The organism is Pseudobacteroides sp. (genome assembly GCF_036567765.1).
Taxonomy (GTDB): domain Bacteria; phylum Bacillota; class Clostridia; order Acetivibrionales; family DSM-2933; genus Pseudobacteroides.
The window spans coordinates 71,103-89,763 of sequence record NZ_DATCTU010000081.1 but is presented as its reverse complement, the minus strand read 5'-3'; the positions used below and the strand labels follow the sequence as shown (position 1 = coordinate 89,763).

19 protein-coding genes are annotated in these 18,661 nt (G+C 37.6%); 13 read left to right on the top strand and 6 right to left on the bottom strand.

Annotated elements, in window-relative coordinates:
* From VIO64_RS12135 to VIO64_RS12080, 12 genes are all read left to right on the top strand, one after another.
* The gene (locus tag VIO64_RS12135; protein WP_331918521.1) at nucleotides 1-825 is read left to right on the top strand and encodes a prepilin-type N-terminal cleavage/methylation domain-containing protein; all 825 of its coding nucleotides are present in this window, start codon (nucleotides 1-3) and stop codon (nucleotides 823-825) included.
* A gap of 9 nt (nucleotides 826-834) precedes the next feature.
* Complete coding sequence (locus VIO64_RS12130; protein WP_331918519.1) at nucleotides 835-3,186, top strand: pilus assembly PilX N-terminal domain-containing protein; 2,352 nt, start codon at nucleotides 835-837, stop codon at nucleotides 3,184-3,186.
* Nucleotides 3,187-3,275: 89 nt separating this feature from the next.
* Nucleotides 3,276-4,130, top strand: coding sequence for a TIM barrel protein (locus tag VIO64_RS12125; RefSeq protein ID WP_331918517.1), 855 nt, complete (start codon nucleotides 3,276-3,278; stop codon nucleotides 4,128-4,130).
* A gap of 3 nt (nucleotides 4,131-4,133) precedes the next feature.
* Complete coding sequence (gene aroQ / locus VIO64_RS12120) at nucleotides 4,134-4,568, top strand: type II 3-dehydroquinate dehydratase (RefSeq protein WP_331918515.1); 435 nt, start codon at nucleotides 4,134-4,136, stop codon at nucleotides 4,566-4,568.
* Nucleotides 4,569-4,620: 52 nt separating this feature from the next.
* Entirely contained in the window at nucleotides 4,621-5,709 is a 1,089-nt protein-coding gene (locus VIO64_RS12115) for an aminopeptidase P family protein (protein ID WP_331918513.1), read from the top strand.
* A gap of 174 nt (nucleotides 5,710-5,883) precedes the next feature.
* Complete coding sequence (gene efp / locus VIO64_RS12110; RefSeq protein WP_331918511.1) at nucleotides 5,884-6,441, top strand: elongation factor P; 558 nt, start codon at nucleotides 5,884-5,886, stop codon at nucleotides 6,439-6,441.
* Nucleotides 6,442-6,478: 37 nt separating this feature from the next.
* Nucleotides 6,479-6,892 (top strand): CD1247 N-terminal domain-containing protein, encoded by a 414-nt coding sequence (locus VIO64_RS12105; RefSeq protein ID WP_331918509.1) that lies wholly within the window; start codon nucleotides 6,479-6,481, stop codon nucleotides 6,890-6,892.
* 264 nt (nucleotides 6,893-7,156) lie between these two features.
* Nucleotides 7,157-8,176 (top strand): stage III sporulation protein AA, encoded by a 1,020-nt coding sequence (gene spoIIIAA / locus VIO64_RS12100; protein WP_331918507.1) that lies wholly within the window; start codon nucleotides 7,157-7,159, stop codon nucleotides 8,174-8,176.
* 20 nt (nucleotides 8,177-8,196) lie between these two features.
* Nucleotides 8,197-8,718: a stage III sporulation protein SpoIIIAB gene (gene spoIIIAB, locus VIO64_RS12095; RefSeq protein ID WP_331918505.1), complete on the top strand. Its 522-nt coding sequence runs from the start codon at nucleotides 8,197-8,199 to the stop codon at nucleotides 8,716-8,718.
* A 15-nt stretch (nucleotides 8,719-8,733) separates the two neighbouring features.
* The gene (gene spoIIIAC, locus VIO64_RS12090) at nucleotides 8,734-8,928 is read left to right on the top strand and encodes a stage III sporulation protein AC (RefSeq protein ID WP_036938202.1); all 195 of its coding nucleotides are present in this window, start codon (nucleotides 8,734-8,736) and stop codon (nucleotides 8,926-8,928) included.
* An 85-nt stretch (nucleotides 8,929-9,013) separates the two neighbouring features.
* On the top strand, nucleotides 9,014-9,400 hold the full coding sequence (gene spoIIIAD, locus VIO64_RS12085; RefSeq protein WP_331918500.1) for a stage III sporulation protein AD: 387 nt from the start codon (nucleotides 9,014-9,016) through the stop codon (nucleotides 9,398-9,400).
* A gap of 55 nt (nucleotides 9,401-9,455) precedes the next feature.
* Nucleotides 9,456-11,216: a B12-binding domain-containing radical SAM protein gene (locus VIO64_RS12080; RefSeq protein WP_331918498.1), complete on the top strand. Its 1,761-nt coding sequence runs from the start codon at nucleotides 9,456-9,458 to the stop codon at nucleotides 11,214-11,216.
* On the opposite strand, the gene VIO64_RS12075 is transcribed toward VIO64_RS12080, so the two are convergent.
* The 4 genes from VIO64_RS12075 to VIO64_RS12060 all read right to left on the bottom strand — a co-directional run bounded on the left by VIO64_RS12075 (nucleotide 11,213) and on the right by VIO64_RS12060 (nucleotide 15,566).
* Nucleotides 11,213-11,467, bottom strand: coding sequence for a hypothetical protein (locus tag VIO64_RS12075; RefSeq protein ID WP_331918496.1), 255 nt, complete (start codon nucleotides 11,465-11,467; stop codon nucleotides 11,213-11,215). The two genes, VIO64_RS12080 and VIO64_RS12075, sit on opposite strands and share 4 nt — an antisense overlap.
* A gap of 48 nt (nucleotides 11,468-11,515) precedes the next feature.
* On the bottom strand, nucleotides 11,516-11,896 hold the full coding sequence (locus VIO64_RS12070) for a hypothetical protein (RefSeq protein ID WP_331918494.1): 381 nt from the start codon (nucleotides 11,894-11,896) through the stop codon (nucleotides 11,516-11,518).
* Between the two features lie 107 nt (nucleotides 11,897-12,003).
* Entirely contained in the window at nucleotides 12,004-12,792 is a 789-nt protein-coding gene (locus VIO64_RS12065) for a nucleotidyltransferase domain-containing protein (RefSeq protein WP_331918492.1), read from the bottom strand.
* A 233-nt stretch (nucleotides 12,793-13,025) separates the two neighbouring features.
* A complete protein-coding gene (locus tag VIO64_RS12060) occupies nucleotides 13,026-15,566 on the bottom strand; it encodes a glycoside hydrolase family 9 protein (protein ID WP_331918490.1) in 2,541 nt (846 codons plus the stop codon).
* Nucleotides 15,567-15,782: 216 nt separating this feature from the next.
* On the opposite strand from VIO64_RS12060, the gene VIO64_RS12055 reads away from it, so the two are divergent.
* Nucleotides 15,783-16,613 (top strand): HAD family hydrolase, encoded by an 831-nt coding sequence (locus VIO64_RS12055; RefSeq protein WP_331918488.1) that lies wholly within the window; start codon nucleotides 15,783-15,785, stop codon nucleotides 16,611-16,613.
* 37 nt (nucleotides 16,614-16,650) lie between these two features.
* Here the strand turns inward: VIO64_RS12055 and VIO64_RS12050 are convergent, their stop codons facing one another.
* Nucleotides 16,651-17,406 (bottom strand): protein-glutamine gamma-glutamyltransferase, encoded by a 756-nt coding sequence (locus VIO64_RS12050; protein ID WP_331918486.1) that lies wholly within the window; start codon nucleotides 17,404-17,406, stop codon nucleotides 16,651-16,653.
* 56 nt (nucleotides 17,407-17,462) lie between these two features.
* Nucleotides 17,463-18,467, bottom strand: coding sequence for a hypothetical protein (locus VIO64_RS12045; protein ID WP_331918484.1), 1,005 nt, complete (start codon nucleotides 18,465-18,467; stop codon nucleotides 17,463-17,465).
* Between the last annotated feature and the right edge of the window lie 194 nt (nucleotides 18,468-18,661).

Genomic DNA, 18,661 nt, shown 5'->3' with positions numbered 1-18,661 from the left:
GTGAAAATCCCATTTAAAAGCATGCGAATAAAGAGATTTGGAAGAGCCGGAGGAGTCACCCTCCCCGAAGTGCTCGTTGCTGTAAGTATATTTTCCGTTATTGTTGTTCCTTTCTTAGGAACCTTTTTATCTGCTACAAATAACAATATAGCATCAAAAGACAAGCTGTATTCATCTGCTATGTCTCAAAGGGCAATGGATGATATCAAGGCAAGGCCTTTACTTCTGGAGGATCGAGCGGGTAAAGGTGAGGCCCTGTACCAAGATGAGGACATGTACCGGATTTATTACAGAATAGATGAGATAAACCGACATGATCTTCCTGAAAGTTCGGATCAGTATGATTTAAATCTTAATAATATTTTAATGTGCCAGGAATTTATAGTGGACAGCACATCGGTAAGTCTTGACGGCTCTGCATACAGCCTTGCAAGTGGTGGAGTGCCGGAAAAATACAATCTTGTTATAAAAAAAAACGTGACTAATTATAATTACGAACTTTACAAAGGAAATATCATTCAAAGAACGGGAGGGATTTTTCCTGACGCAGAAATCAACATAAAAATAAGCTTTACCGAGGAAGGTACCCACAAGCTTGAGCTTTATGTGAATATAGATCCTTCAGTAGATAAAAACGTTAATTTTTATATTGTAGATGATAATGATGAAAGGCTTGTTTTGATAAACAACGGAGACAAAAGCTTTACCCGTAACGATGCTATAAGCGGGCAGGTTCAATATTCGGATGTTTTATATAAAGTTGAAATAACCGTCTATAAAGGAGAGGATGCTGTAAATAGGCTTGTATCATTTGTTAATAAGTAGAGGTGTATTATGGCTTATAGATTGTTAAGATCGATGAAAAAAAATAAAAATAGGGGCTCTGCGTTGGTATTGGTATTGCTGATGTTTATTATAATGTCATTACTTGGTGTATCACTGGTGATGGCCACTATGAACGGATTTAAAATGAGCATCTTTCACAGTGATGTTAACAGGGCGTTTTACACATCGGAATCCGCAGTTGAGCAAGTGGCAAGTGTGTTAAATTCCAAGGTTGCGTTGCTTCAGGAGCAAGCAAGAGCGGAGGCCTCTTCATATATTCAGGACCTGCTTCAGACTGATCCTGAAAAGCTAAGGACAATAGATGGCAATATTAAAAGGCCTGATACTGAAAATGAATTCAGGACAAAGTACTTAAGTGAGTTTTATTATAACTTGGACAGCGAATTTGGCAGTATTGATACCGAGTATATGAAAACGCTTTTAAATACGGCAACCACCGACCCACAAGGAAAAGCCTACAAGGATTTGGGACCTGAACACGGCAGTATGTATCTGGAATCAGTGTTTTATGATAACAGCAGCCATACAATAAAAGTAATTACAAAAGGAGTATTTAATGACTATGTAAAGAGACTTCAGGTTGTTTTTAATTTGCTTCCCGACCCAAGCAGTATACCATACCAGGGAGTGGGTAAGGTGTCCATAAATAAGGAAAGGATAAGGCCGGGGATATTTAACAAGGCACTTGTAGCTGAAAAAAATATTTTTACAGTTTCAGGAAATGTCAATGTAACAGGAAATGTTTTAAGCTTCGGCTCAATACCGGTTGATGCAGGAGGAGAAGAGGATGTGGCAGCCGATGGAAACCGGTACGGAGGAATAATTGCCGGCATGAGTACTGATGTGGCCCAGTATGACAATGAACTGGGGTTTGATGCTGCAAAGACAGGAGCGGTATCTAAAGGATCAATTACAATAAATGGAAGTGCGGCAACGCTTGGGTACATTCAATCTATATACGGGGATGATACCACAGCACAATCATCGGATATTACAATTAACGGAGAAACATTTGCAAGATCAGTAAGATTGGATGAGAAATCAAATTATTCAAGGATAAATTTAAATGGAAACGTTTATATAACAGATAACCTTCAAATAGACTCAAATGAATCTGAGGTCAATATTTCAGGTGAGTATTATGGCTTTGTTGATGCGGCGTATATGGTAGATGGCAGCGGTGATGTTTCGGAATCATTTGCTTATGGATCAAAATATAAGCGTTCGAGTAGTATAACGGTAAACGGTGATTCAATTTTAAATATAAAAAACAAGTTGTTTTTAGGCGGGAGCACTTTTTTCAAAAACGCTTTGGACACAAACGGCAATCCCTTCATGACAGGTATATCTGCGTTAAAATCAGGAAGAAGAATAGGGAATGCATTTATGGAAAATGATGAGGAAACAGGTCAGGCAAATCCTTTATACTGGTTCGAGAATGGAATATATTCTACTGGTACACCATACTTTTCATCGTATAACATGGGAGGTACAAGTGTAAAGCTTATGGCAGGAAGATCATTGAATGGGGAGCAAATCCCCTTTTCCTCTATTACTTCCAGGGGGATGCATTTTAAGGGTATTTGGGATAATCTTTGGAAAAACGATGAAGTGCGATCGAGCTATATAGATACTCAAAATATTAATATTACCGATAACGGAATAAACGGCAGCAGCCTTATAGGATACTCAAATGGTGCTATTGTCGCAAACGGACAGGTATATGGCATTAATGATTATATTGGAGGACATGACCCTACGGAATTTCATGTTATTCAAGAACAGTGCATAACCAAATTTCATAATGCTGTCAAGGATTTTATTGCAGGAGACTTATCATTGGATGCACCAAAGCTTGATTATGTCAGTCCGACCAGAAACCTGGAGAGTTATAAGGGTGATACAGGCAAATATACAGGTCTTCACAAGATAATGGCAAATGAGCCTTATATAATAAAAGACTCCAATGGAATTGATAAAGGGATGTTTTACTATGGTGACAGGGATACCGATTTAAGTACTAGCGGCTCTAACTGCATCATTGGAGGCAAGGAAACCGTTCCGAAGGGTATTATATATGTAGACGGTAACATTTATATAGAGGATGGGTTTGCATTCCAAGGATCAATAATAGCATCAGGTAATATAATTTTTCTTGGCAATTCAAATATAAGCTATAATGCTTCCCTCATAAATGAACTTTTTAATAACGATTTAAACCTGAACGGGTTTTTTAATCTTCTTGAGTATGAGGTTCCTGATGAAACGATACTTAGTCAGAGAGTAGAAAAGCGTAACATATCTATAATAGACTGGCAGGAAAAAAATGAAGGGAGGTAAATCTTCCCTTTATTTTTTTTGTCTTCAAGTATATAATAACTTTATATTAATTTTAAAGGGATTTCAGCATCAATATAGAGGAGATAGTAATGGTTAGATTCGGACCGTCAGGTAATTCAGAAAGCTTTTATGATGAAGGATACAAATCGTCTTTGCAAATGCCTGGGTGGCTAAGGCAAAAGGGCTTGAGTGCTTATGAGTACCAATGCAGCAAAGGGGTCAAGATTGGGAAGGATATGGCAGTTAAGCTTGGAGAAGAGGCATTAAAGAATGACATTTTCTTAAGTATTCATGCACCTTATTATATTAATTTAGCAAGCCAGGAAGAAGAAAAGCGGACTAACTCAATCAGGTACATAATTGAAACTCTGGAAGCTGCAAAATGGATGAGTGCATCAAGAATAGTAGTCCATACCGGGTCTTGCAGTAAAATATCAAGAGAACTTGCACTTAGTACTGCCGTAGAAACCCTTAAGAGAGCAATATGCGAGGCTGATGCATCAGGCCTAGGCCATATTTCCATTTGCCCGGAGGTTTTAGGAAAGATTAACCAATTGGGGGACTTGGATGAGATATTAACCATGTGTAGGCTTGACGAGCGTCTTATTCCGACTGTTGACTTCGGGCACATCCATGCAAGAGGTATGGGGGCTTTAAACTCCAAATCGGATTTTGAAAATATTATAGACAGGATTGAAAATGAAATTGGAAATGAAAGAATGAGAAAAATACATATACACTTTAGCAGGATTGAATACACAAAAGGAGGGGAAAAAAGGCACTGGTCCTTGGATGATACGCAGTTTGGACCAGAGTTTCATCCCTTAGCTCAGTTGATATATGAACGGGTCATGGAGCCTGTTATTATATGTGAGTCAAGAGAAAAGATGGCAGAGGATGCCATTAAGATTCAAGATATTTACAAGGCTACAATAGGAGGTTAAGAAATGAAGAAAGTTTTAATTCTAAACGGTCCTAATTTGAATATGTTAGGGATAAGGGAAAAGTCGGTTTATGGGTCTGAGACACTTCAAGACATTGCACAGAAGGTGAGTGAAGAGTCACAAGTATTAGGGCTTGATTTTGACTTTATGCAGTCAAACCACGAGGGTGAGATTATAGATAGGATTCACGACGCCAGGGGCAAATATGATGTTATTATTATAAATCCTGGGGCATACACACATTACAGCTATGCAATCAGAGATGCAATAAAAGCTGTTGAGCTTCCTGCAATTGAAATACACCTTTCAAATATCCATGGCCGCGAAGAATTCAGGAGCAAATCGGTAATTGCACCGGTATGCATTGGACAGATATGCGGATTCGGAAGTAAAAGCTACATACTTGCAATGCATGCAGCAAAAATGATTGCAGAGTAAAATTGGTTAATCTAAATAATACACCTAATGTATATGAAAGGATGGCACCTTAATGGATAATTCATCAAGTGTTATTGAGACCCGATTAAAAAGATTAAGGGAAAAGCTTAAACTAAAGGATATTGAAGCAGTTCTTATAAATAAAAGAGAAAATTATTTTTACTTATCGGGATTTACAGGGACCTCCGCATACTTGTTAATTTCTATGGAGGAAGCCTATCTCATAACAGATTTCAGATATGTGGAGCAGGCTAATGAGCAGGCTCAAAAGTATAAGGTTGTTGAATACAAGGGAAATATAATTGAGGCGTTAAATGAAATAATTAATAAGCATAGTATAAAAAGGCTTGGTTTTGAGGAAAATTATCTTACTTACCAAATTTTTAACGAATATAAAAACAGCCTCATGGCAAGTGATTTATTACCATTTGGAAAAGAAATAGATGAGCTGAGGTTTGTAAAAGATCAGGTTGAGCTCAATGTAATAAAAAAAGCCGTAAAGATAGCAGATGAAGCTTTTAGCCATGTTGCAAAGCTTATCAAGCCAGGCATCAGGGAAATTGAAGTTGCAGCTGAGATTGAGTATTATATGAAGAAGCTAGGGGCATCAGGTCCGTCATTTGATACCATTGTGGCATCAGGAAAAAGAGCTGCACTGCCCCATGGAGTGGCCTCGGAAAAGCCCATTGAAATGGGTGACATAATAACCCTTGATTACGGATGTGTTTATAATAATTACTGTTCGGATATGACCAGAACTGTTTTTTTAGGAGAGCCCAATAAAGATTTGGTGAAAATATATGAAATTGTATTGAAGGCACAATTAGAAGCATCAGCTTCGGCGTTTAGGGGAATGAAAGCTAAGGATATTGATAAAATAGCAAGGAGTATAATAGCTGAAAATGGGTATGGGCCTAATTTCGGACACTCCTTAGGGCATGGCGTCGGAATTGAAATTCATGAGGAACCGAGGCTTTCTGTAAAGGGAGAAGTGGTTATGGAAAACGGAATGATTGTGACTATAGAGCCCGGAATATATGTTGAAGGATTAGGCGGAGTTCGCATTGAAGATATTATAGTAATAAATGATCTTAAACCCGAGGTTTTAACTTCATCTTCAAAGGAAATAATAATTTTGTAAATAAGAAAATTTTTCTTGAAATAAGTATGATTTTATTTTAATATTAACTATGTGAAATTCTTTATTTTTCTAGTTGATTATGTTGGAAAAAAGTTCAAAATTCAGGCTTAAGTATTATAATCCGAATAAGGGATTTAAAGTCAAGACTTATATAAAATGTGGAGGGAATAATAAATGATAACAGCAGGAGATTTTAGAAACGGTGCAACCTTTGAGTTGGACGGGAATATATTTCAGGTGGTTGAATTCCAGCATGTAAAGCCCGGAAAAGGAGCAGCGTTCGTAAGGACTAGATTGAAAAATATAATTACCGGTGCTACTGTTGAGAGAACATTTAATCCGACAGATAAAATGCCAAAAGCTCATATAGAGAGGAAGGACATGCAGTACCTATATAATGATGGGGATCTGTATTATTTTATGGATGTTGAGACTTTTGAGCAAATGCCGTTAAATGAGGGTTCCATAGGAGATTCTCTCAAATTTGTTAAAGAAAATGAGGTAGTTAAAATCCTTTCACATAAAGGAAACGTTTTTGGTATTGAGCCTCCGACATTTGTTGAGCTTGAAATCATTGAAACCGAGCCTGGGTTTAAGGGTGATACTGCAACAGGAGCTTCAAAGCCTGCTACAGTTGAAACAGGTGCTGTAATAAAGGTTCCGCTTTTTGTTAACCAGGGAGACAGAATCAGAATAGATACAAGAACCGGCGAGTATATGGAAAGAGCATAAGTGGAATAATAAAATAAAATATTTTGAGGTGCTTTGTATGAGTTATTTAAATGAAAGGGTTGCTTACTTGAGAGGACTTGCAGAAGGTCTCAATATAAGTGAAACCACTAACGAAGGAAAACTGTTAAAGGCAATGCTTGAAGTTATGGATGATATGGCAGTTTCCATTGAAGAATTGGAAGAGTCCTTTGATGACATTTCCGAGCAGGTTGATGAAATGGATGAAGATCTCGCATGCATTTCTAAAGAATTATTCGATGATGAGGATTCATGCGATGGACATGTTCATGAAGTTGAGTGTCCATATTGTAATGAAGTATTTGAATTGGATCCATATGAATTGGACGAAGACAGTGATGAAATTGAGTGCCCCAATTGCAATAAAAAAATTGAGATTGATTGGGCATGCGAGTGTGAATGTGAAGATTGCAGCGAGGACGAACAGCACTAGGCACGATCAAAAAATAACTTCCGCTATAAATTTTGCTCATGTGTTGACATAGCTCGTCAACACCCGCTCAAAAGCGGAAGTAATTTTTTAATCATACCTTAATTAAATTAAAAGTACTTAGGGAAAGGTTCTATTTTTTAAGATAGAATCTTTCTTTTTTTGTCATAAAGTTGGACAAATACTAATATTTATAAGTATAAACAATTTAAAAATTGATAATGAATGTTTACTTACCGGAAATGGGTACAAAGGAGGAATTCTATTTTGGCTACTGAAGAAGAGGCAATGAGGAAAGAAAAAGATTTTTATAATGTACTTAGAGAAGAGATATTTAACTTTTTGCCCTTGGATATTAGAAATCTTTTACTGAAAATTCATCCTAAAGAATTGAGCACTATAGAAGAGATAAGGCTGAGGGCAGGTAAACCATTGATGCTGGAAAGCTATAGCGGCGATTGGTTCGTAAATAAAAACGGCGGGCTTGAAAAACGTTATACAAATGAGAGAATGGTTTTCCAGCATGAAATCATAAAAGCATTGGAGCTTATGAGTCAGAATTCCATTTATGCGTTCTTGGAAGATATTAAAAACGGATATATAACCTTAAGAGGGGGACATAGGGTTGGTATAAGTGGCAGGACTGTGGTTGAAGGGGGAACAATAAAGAATATAAAGGATATATCCGGACTTAATATCAGGGTTTCGAAGGAGGTAAGAGGGTGTTCTCAAAACCTTATGAAATATATAGTAAAAAATGAGAAAGATATATACAGCACCCTTCTCGTATCTCCCCCCCAATGTGGTAAAACCACAATGCTTCGTGATATAGCCAGAAATTTAAGTGATGGATTTAAGAGCAGTGGATTTTATGGGATTAAGGTAGGGGTTGTGGATGAACGATCTGAAATAGCCTCATGCCATAAGGGTATAGCTCAGAACGATATTGGAGTAAGGACGGATGTTTTAGATGGATGCCCTAAAGCTGTAGGTATGGCCATGATGCTCAGATCAATGTCACCTAAGGTAATTATAACTGATGAAATTGGTAATACAGGAGACTTCGAGGCGGTTATGCAGGTTATTAATGCAGGTACCAGAATTATTGCCTCTGCACATGGGTATAACATTTCAGAATTGAAAACAAGGAAAGAGGTTCTAGGATTGATCGAGCAGAAGGCCTTTGAAAGGTATATAGTGCTTGATAATTCTGAGGGGCCCGGTACTATAAAAGAGGTTATAGATGGGACTACTATGAAAGGAGTACTGCTAAAACACATAAGCTAAGTAGCTTGGCAGGTGATAATATGCTGTTTAAATTGATAGGAAGTATATTGATTATGGTAGCATCAAGCTTTTTAGGTTTCTATTTTTCAAAAGAATGTACAAAAAGACCAAGAGAGCTAAGGGAGCTACAGGCTTTATTGCAAATGTTTGAAAACGAAATAAGCTTTCTTTCCAGTACAGTAACAGAAGCATTCTCAAAATTGTCAAAATGTTTTGAAAGCAGTACCAGGTTTTTCTTTTCAGATACGGCAGAGCTTTTAAGGGATAACGGGAGCATGAATGCTTCGGATGCTTGGGAGAGGGCTGTTAGCGAAAATATAAAAAAGACAGCCCTTAAAAAAGAGGATGAAACTATCCTTATATCATTTGGAAAAATATTGGGGGCCTCAGATCTGGAAGGACAAATAAGCAACATTAGGCTAACACTGACACAGCTTAAGATGCAGGAACAAAAAGCAGAGGAATTAAAAGAAAAAAACAGGACTATGTACAGGAATCTAGGGGTACTTGGAGGACTCGCAGTAGTAATAATCTTGTTTTAATAAGAGGGAGCAGATATGGGAATTGATTTGATTTTTAGAATAGCTGCAATTGGTATTTTAGTTTCGGTATTAAATGCGGTATTAAATAAATCAGGAAGAGAAGAACAGGCAATGATGACAACCTTAGCAGGGCTTATTGTGGTACTGCTAATGATTGTAAAGGAAATAGCGGGTCTCTTTGACACTGTTAAGACTATATTTAACTTTTAGAGATCATAGGTATATAGATGCCCAACTGTAAACTTATAATCAGTTTGGTTTCTATAAATACAAATGTAAAAGGTTGATGATACAGGTGGAAATAATACAAATAGTTGGGCTGGGGATAATCGCTACTGTATTTATCGTATTGCTCAAATCCCTAAGACCGGAGATTGCCATGCTTGTAAGCATAATCACAGGTGTTGCCATTTTTATAATTGTAGCAGGGAAGCTTTCAAGTATAGTAGGGGTATTAAACGGCATCGCAGACAGAGCAGGGGTAGATATGGCTTATTTATCTACATTGCTTAAAATTATAGGTATTGCCTATATTGTGGAGTTCGGTGCCGAAATCTGCAAGGATGCAGGTGAAAGTGCCATTGCATCTAAAATAGAACTGGCGGGCAAAGTGGCAATTATATTTCTTGCTGTGCCCATTATCACTGCATTATTAGATCTTATTATTAAAGTTATGCCTTGAAAAGACAATCCAATACTGCTATAATTACCTGGCAAAATATTTTTTGAGGTATTTTATGAAAACTTTAATTGTAGCGGTTAATTCAAAATTTATTCATTCCTCCCTTGCTGCATACTATCTTAAATACGTATGCATTGAGGATGTTGGTGAAGTGAAGGTGCTTGAGTACACTATAAATGATCATAAGGACCAGGTTTTAGCTTCTATTTATGGTGAAAAAGCTGAGGTTGTGGCCTTCTCCTGCTACATATGGAATTATGAGTACATTAAAGATATAGTTACCGACTTAAAGGCACTTTTGCCTCACACTAAAATAATACTTGGAGGCCCGGAAGTATCCTACAACCCGGAAGAGGTAATGTATGAAAATAGTGGTGTAGACTACATAATAATCGGTGAGGGTGAAGTTGTATTTCCTCACCTACTAAAGAATATATTCGGATGCAAAGAAAACAGGAAACAAGAAATATCCATTGATTTAATTAAGGGACTTGCCTATAGGAAGGATGGAAAGGTTTATTGCGATAACCATTACAATATGGTAAGTGAACTTACTGCAATACCTTCTCCGTATACCGAAGATATGTTACAAAACCTGGGACCTAACAGGATTTTGTATTATGAGTCTTCAAGGGGGTGTCCTTTTTCATGTTCCTATTGTATTTCCTCAACTTTTGAGGGAGTTCGCTATTTTTCCATGGATAAGGTAAAAAGGGATATACTTTGGTTTATAAATAAAAAGATCAGACTGGTAAAGTTTGTAGACAGGACCTTTAACTGTAATAGGGAAAGGGCTAATGAAATTCTTGAGTTTATAGTTGAAAATGCCGGCGATACCAACTTTCATTTTGAGGTTGCCGGTGACTTATTTGATGAAAAGATGTTTAGAATACTTGAAAAATCCCCAAAGGGCATAATTCAGTTTGAAATAGGTATTCAGACAGTTAATCTTGAAAGTCTTGAGGCAATTTGCCGAAAAACCAACCTGGACCAACTTTTTAATAATGTCAGAAGGCTTTTGGCATCAGGCAATATCCATATACATGTTGATCTTATAGCGGGACTTCCAAAGGAAGATTTTGAGTCTTTTGAAGATTCCTTCAATAAAGTATATGATCTTAAGCCCCATCAGCTTCAACTGGGATTTCTCAAGCTTTTAAAAGGCTCCAGGATAAGAAGGGAAGCGGAAGAATTTCAGTATGTCTATAAAAGAAAGGCACCTTACGAGATTTTAGGAAGCATGTTTTTAAGCTATGATGAAATAGTAAGACTAAAAGAAATTGAAGAGCTTGTAGAAAGGTATTACAACTCAGGCAGATTTCAAAAATCCCTTGGATATTTGATAGAGGGCACAGGAAAGACTCCGTTCCGGTTCTTTGATGACCTCTCCCGATACTGGAAGTCAAACGGCTTTTTTGACAGATCAATCTCTGGAAGAGAGCTTTACACAATACTCATAAGCTATTTAAGACATATGGCATATTTTGATGTCGCAAGGGCAAATGAGCTATTAAAGCTTGATTTTTTATCTGCCGAGAATACAAATAACCTGCCAAAGGAAATTACTCGCAGCAGTGATCCAATAAGCAATGAAGAAATATTTGCGTTTTTAAAAAAGGATGAAAACATAAAGAAATATTTACCCCATTTAGAAGATGTGCAGCCTAAAAATATTTTTAAACAAATCCATGTTGAGTCTTTTTCCATTGATGTAATAGAAAAAGAGCTTCCAAATCATAAAACTGTAATTCTTTTCGACTACACCCAAAGAGATAAGGTTACAAATCTTTTTACATACCATAAAATTCTCATTTAGGTTGTTGAAAATTGTCTCATTCCATTGTATCCTTCCGTACTTGGGTGAACATTATCTGAACTTAACAGACTGGGATTACTCTGAAAATAAGTCCACAGGTCAGGCCCTTTTATAATTGCAGGATAGGCCTTGTAAAGAGCTTCAATCTGATCATTGTAAGACGGTGCATGACTTGATACATCCTGAAGTTTGGAATAAGGTATTTTAGGTATTACAGGGATTTTTCCCGCTGCAATAACAGTCTTAACCATGGTCTCCATATTTTTGTAAAATGTTGAGGTGCCGGATTGATTTCTCCATCAATCGTTGGTTCCGTAGGCAAGACCTACATATTTCCCAGGAAACACGCTAAGCCATGTGGAAATATTTGCAGCACCATGTGAGCTTAACAGGCTCCCTATGCCTCCGCCCTCAGCAATTGGGAAATTACCTGGCTTTTCCTTATTTATCGTTTGAGCGAAGGTGCCGTTACCATTACTGTTTAAAGCCATACCGCCTGCACCGGTGTTTGCTTCAATAGTATAGGCTGCCTTTGAAAGATCATAGGCCAGCCAGGGGGGATTTCCTTTCCAGCTTGTACCATAGTTTGAGTCGTTTGCATCTGATGCAGTTCCGACAGAGGCAAAAGCAGGGGCTTCTTTGCTGATTAAGGGTGCCGAAACAGGTGCGGCTTTTGTCACAGCAGCGGGAGGTTTATACCAAAAGTATTATATCATACTAGGAATTATATATGTTGCAAAAAAGATCTATGTTAACAAATGCAGTTGAAGCGATTCTACATAGAAAACTAAGCAAGATGGAATCTATCATTGCAGGTAGTTATGATATAGTTTACAAATTGTCTTGCCACTTTTTTTCTTTCTGTTTTTGTCTTAAAAAGCGATTTCTTTGATGTATTATACTGGATTCTAAGTGCCTCTCTAATTAACACCAGATATTTTTCATCAATGCTCTGCATTATAAATTCTGCACTTTCCATTTTTGATGCAACGGTTTCTCTTTCAAGCACATAGTATATACGGCATAAGGTGAGAACAATTAATGATATCCAGCCGTCAAACATCAATAGCAGAGGATTTTTGCCTTTTTTGACCCAGTATTCATTGAGTCTTTTACCAAGGTCATTTTTGATATCGTTCCAGTTAATCTCGTCAATAATTGTATTAAAATCCTCACCGTATATCTTAAGGCCTTTTTCCTTTACTTGAAAGAGTGAGAAAGATTTAATCCCCACAACGCCATGGTATTTTCCAAAAGCAAAATAGGGATATTCTTTGGAATAGTTTCGGTTTTGTATATCCGAAACATTTATATATTCTCCCTCAAGTCTATCTGCATAAGGGCTAAAGGAATGGAGCTTCTCATGGATACCCTTTATAGCTTTCAGTTCGCCCTCAGATATATCTCTCTTTAAAAAAGTCATAAAATCGATGTCGCTTTTTTCACTGTTGAAGTGGCCAAGTGCCACCGAGCCATAAATATAAACTCCATGGACCAAATCACCAAGCTCACACGATATCATTTGGACATAAGAGTGGAGCAACTGTTGTAATTCCATAGGTATTGAATTATGCATCAAATTCCCTCCTTCTCAGGTTTGTAAATAAGACATTTAAGCCCCATAATTTCCTAGACATAAATAAAACGCGGTCAATGAACTTGACACGCGTTGTCAATTAGCTTTGCAATCAAATTTTTTTATATTATAGCACAACAGCATCATAATATCAAGTGTGCATCAGATAAATCAATAAAACCAAGTAAGATCAAGTAGTATCAAATAAGATCAAATAAATGATTCAGCTGGGGCTAAGGCTGGTTAATTTCAGGATAGTCGGATGATATGGCGTTAAAGTGTTTTGCAATTATTATAACATCATTCATATTAACTGAATTATCCTGATTAAAGTCATATTCCAAGGAGTACTTCAAATCTCCTTTAACTGACCCAAAGCCTTTTGCCAGTTCGATTATATCCGACATGTTTATAGCACCGTCCTGATTACCGTTCCTTGTTATATCACCCGCCCACATAAGTAAAGGCGATGTTTCGGAGGACAGTTTTTTGTCGGAAGCTATGGTAATTGTTTTTTCCATTGAAAGGAAACCGGGTTTGATGATCTTTATAGATGTACCCGTTGGAAATGCAGGTACATTATCTATTTCAAAGTAACCGGCTGAATCGGTTTTTACATCAAGTCCTCCGATTTTAACTGTGAAGCCTGACTTAACAATACTTAGAGCAGGCTGTACTGCTGTAAAATCCGGTGCTATATATCCTGAAACTTTATGTCCTGTGGAAGACTTGGTTGGGGTAACTGAAGGTATAGGTGTATTCGAAGGGCCACCTGAAGGCTCGTTACCTTGCAGTTTCGTGTTGACTTCATACATAGGTATGTTGGGTGCGAATTTTCTATCACCGCTTATGTATGCTGCATCCCAATTCTGGAAGGACCAGTCATTGGAAGAAAGCCAATTGTTTGATTTGGAATTTATATTGAGTATCACTTCAGGGCCTCCGAAGCTCCACATATAGCCTGGGTAAATCATCTCACCGGTTAAGTCCACGGTCACATAATAAACCTTTTTTGAGGCATCCCAAAGGGTTGGACCGGAAATTTTAGGTGTTATCTTGGGGCCCATTGTGCTCGAACCAAGCGAAGTAGTAATATCACCAGGGTCTGCAGCATCTAAAGTAAAGAAATATTTAATCCTTAATTTATCACTTGGGCGGGAAGGCCAGCAGGAACGGTTTTCCACAGTGAATGAAAGCTGCATGCCTCCCTGGCCCTGCCAGTAGGTTTTTACGAAGACGGGCCATTCATCTTTAGGTTCATGAACCTTGTCAGGGAGGGGAAAGCTGCTGTCAGGCATAGGCGTACCTCCAAACTCCTGATACATTCTTGCAAGTGCACCTGTAATACCTGCGTTGTAATCTACCGCCACCTCATTAGCAACGTAGTCTGTTATGGAATCGTTAAACTTGTCATCGGAAGTTGGGCTTCCCACTAAAGCACCATAAAGTATATGGCGGTGATCTGAAGGAGTATCGTCCTTACGCCCCCATGCACCATGAGCACTTCTGTGATGGGGATGCTGGGGAGAATTTGTGCCGAACCCGACTATATAGCTGGCGTTTCTGGGATTTTGGCCAAGGATATAATTGATTTGTTCCACAGCAAAGTCGTGGTAGCGTGCTTTTTTTGCGGTGTCGGAAAGTTTATCCGAGTAAATAAAGGCCAACAGGGAGGTGTTTGCAGCATAACGGAATGATCCCCACTCATCAAGCCTAGCATGGCCTCCCGGTGTATATTTTACCTTTGTCCCATCTGCACCATATTCTGAACCACCAATTGTCCACCAATTGAGCCACCTTTCAACATCGGCCTTATAATCGGCATTTCCTGGTTTAAGCTGAGACATGAGGACATAACATCCAAAGGTTGCATCGTCATAGTTATGGGTCCATTTATATTTATGAACCTTCTGATCCTTTTCATTGCCAAGTCCTGAATAATTGGCTTCAGCTTTAGCAAGATATGATGAACCGCTTCCGGTTTCCTTAGCCTCCTTAGCCTTGTATATCCATGCTGGTCCCCAAACAAGCTCATCACTTATACCGCTCCAGGATTGGTACGGTGTAGCTGCATCAATTTTTTTAATTGTATCAAAATATGTACCTCTGTACTTATCACCAAATGCAAAAAGCTGTTCTGCATGGGTAAGCAATGTATTAGCGTATGTTGGGTCTGTGGGACGGAAAACCATTGAAGATGCAGCCATTGCTGCAGCTACCTCCAATACCAAATCAGTAGCAGGGTTTTCCGGGTCCAGCCTGATAGCTTTTCGGTCAGTCACAAATTGACTTGACTCTATAGGTATCCAATTATCGTGATCGGATTTGGTCATTCCGATCTGCCCATAGAAAACATTGGGCTCAGGATGGCATTTAATAAAGAAATCGTTGATCCATTTAAGCTGGTTTATAAGCCATTTGAGCTGTCCGCTTTTTTCGTATGCCTGTCTGTATTCTATTGCACCCCATGCCAGAAAGGTCGCAGCCGCTGCATTGGTGATATTGTACTTCATGTTGTCACCGGCATCTACCCATCCTCCTGTAAGATCAAGACCAACATCCTGTCCATCGGCTGTCTGGGCGTCGCCTCTCCACAGAACCCTGGTAGGAATATCCGACTTGGAAAGAAAGCCTGAACGCTGCTGCTCATAAAACAGTATGGACTTTTGCAGGGCTTCGCCATAGTTAAATGTGGCCGCCGCAGATGCAGGTATGGCTGGGAACGTTGTGAAAACTAAGATGAATACCATAATAGAATAAAAAAATCTTTTCATAAAAACCTCCTAAGTTTAAATAATTTTATGTATGAATTAAAGTGATTCATCAGGATATATTTATATATTATATTTTATCAAAAATGGCATGTAACCGCTATACAGTTAATGGTAAACAATCCTTGGCGTTGTAAGTCAGTAACAAGTCTGATATAATACTTATAATTTTTATCAAGGTTGCAAAATCACTTCGTGATTTTGTTATAGAGGTGAAGAATGAAGCTTTATATTTCTGATATGGATGGAACTTTATTAAACAAGGATAAGGAAATAAGCAGTTTTTCAAAAGATGTTATAAATGCTCTTATTTCAAAGGGGGGGTACTTTTCTATTGCATCTGCAAGGACTGCTGCTACTGCACTGAAGATATTGGAAGGAATAAATCTCAATGTTCCCATTTCATTAATGAATGGTGTTGTCATATATAACACTTCAAAGGCTGAGTATGAAAAAGTTGAGGAGTTAGGCCATGAAACATCTAAAAAAATCATAAGTATTCTCACAAACTGCAGAGTAAACGGCCTCATGTATACAATATCGGAGAACAGGTTGAATACCTATTATGAGTGCTTGTCCTCTAAAATTTTGCGGGATTTTGTTGATGAGAGGATAAAAAAATACAATAAATCATTCGAAAGGGTCCAAAGTCTTTTAGATAAAATCAATAAAATCAATAAGATCATTTACTTTACACTTTTAGATGAGTATGAACCGCTTGTAAAAGTTCAGGACCAACTACAAGACTTAGCCGGTATCGAGACTTCACTCTATCATGACGTGTATTCAGAAAAAACATATTTACTTGAAATCTATAGCAGTAATGCCTCGAAGTATAATGCGGTAAAGTACCTAAGAGAAAAATATTATTTTGACCAGGTTATCGGCTTTGGTGACAATTATAACGACATTCCGATGCTTAAAGCCTGCAGCCAGTTTTATGCAGTGGACAATGCGGTTGGAGAACTTAAGGAACTGGCTACAGGAGTTATTGGCGATAATAATTCCGATGGAGTTGCAAGGTTTATCAAATTAAATGAGGACAAATAAAGTTGATTGTAAGTGATAAAACTGTTTTGGTATGGACTCATAGTTGCTCTGACACACTTGCCAGGTGCTTGAAATTAGGCCTTTTTGCTGATTCAAGTAAATAGGCGGACTTTGTTGAGCCTGGAATTCTGTTGGCGTTAAGACCTGAAATGAATTTATGTGCACTTCCTATTCCAATTCCATGGCCATAGTACATGCCTTCACTAAGATCAAAAACGTTTTCACCCTGCCACTCAGGCGTTAAAGGGTTTACATCAGGGTTTTTGAAGTATCTGCCATCACCAGGAAGATAATCATTTACATAGGGAAAGTCTACTATTCCTATATCTCTGTCAAGATGCTGCCAGTTCATCAGGTAAATTTCGGAAAAAGTTCTGTTAAAAATCCCTTCCGGCATAACATCCACAAGAGCTTTATAATAAACTATCACCATCGCTGTTGCACACTCTGTTCCATATAGGGAGCTATTTAAATAAATATCATTTATTGCATCGGAGGGCTTAACGTTGTCCAGCAATAAAAAACCGCCATTGTCTGTTCTAAGCCAATAGTCGGTATTACATACTGATTTTCTGAACACCTTAAAGGAAAAATTGCTGTTATGCAGTGCTATAGCAGCATTTACAATACTGTTCCGTAAGTCCAGCTCAAATTTCAGTTGGCTTTCTGAAGCGTACCTGTATGTATGCTCGCTGGCTGACAATATTCTGATTGTTTTTTTTCCTATAGGGGGCAAATCGTAATTATTAATAAAAATATTTGGGTCAATAATCTGGGAATCTACTTTTATCATTCAAATCACTTACCTTCATTATAATCTCAAGTGTTCCAAAATGCCACACAATATAATTACATGTTGTTATCTATGGATAGTGAACCTTTAAATCTACTGGATTTTGCTATTTCCAATTGCTCGTATATGCTTTTTCCTATCCATTTGTTCCACTTTTTCCTGCTTTGCTTATACAAATAATTTGAATAATCCGAAAGAAGCTTCTGGTAACCGGATTCCAGTTTCCTAAAGCTATCAATGATTGAAATCTCAGTATCAGTATATGTTCTTTTGTTTTCTATGGACCCTAAATGTGTTGTATTTTGGAGGTATTTGTTTTCCAAGGACAGTCGGAATATTGATGGTGTTGGGGTCTGGTGAAAATGCTCACCCTGGTAGTAAATAAAGTTGTAGTTTTCTCTGATCCATCGGCTGGCTTTAGTGTACAGCATATATCTGTCATGATTTTCTTCTTTATTCATGGAAGGTATAAATCCTAAAAGCTTTCTTGAAAGCAAAACATCTTGACTATTGGATGAGAGCAATCTCTTAAGCGTCATATTAATGCACTGAGGGCTCTTTGATTCCAGAAATGCCCAAACCAGATCATATATATAAGAGCCTTTTCTATGTCTGTTGTATATTAAATTTTCAACGGCACTCAGACAATCATTGTCTTTATGGACTTTTAGCAGAAGTATTGCAGTCTTGTCAAGAAGCTCATCATAGTGTGGGCTTATACCATCCGCAAGATAGCCTGTATTTATTATCCAGCTTAATGTATTATGGTTTTCTTTGTTGTTGATAAGATCAAGGCTGTTATTTGAAATTTTATCCGTTACATCAAGTGCAGACTTGTTTCGCGAGCTTAAAGCGTTGAAAATATCAAGTTTTTTGATCTCACCCCTCAAGGCATAAAGGCTGGGATACTGGAGATTTGTTGAATTTAGCAGGCTTAATGCTTCATCCTTGTTTTTATAAAACATATCTTTGAAATAAGTTTTTAGTTTGTTAACCCCATTATTTAATCTGTACCTATCAAGGTAATTGAGATTAAAGGATTTTGAAGTGTGTTTGCTCATGACCTAACTTCATCCCCTTTTACAAGTTTCTAGATTCTAGATAATATCATTATTAGTTTTTATATACTATTAATATGAGATTTCAAAGAAAGTGTTACTCAATAAAAAATTGATTAATCTTTTACAAATCAGCAATCTAATATGCATCAAAGCCGGGATTTTAGAAATTGATGATTGACAAGCAATGTTTATGG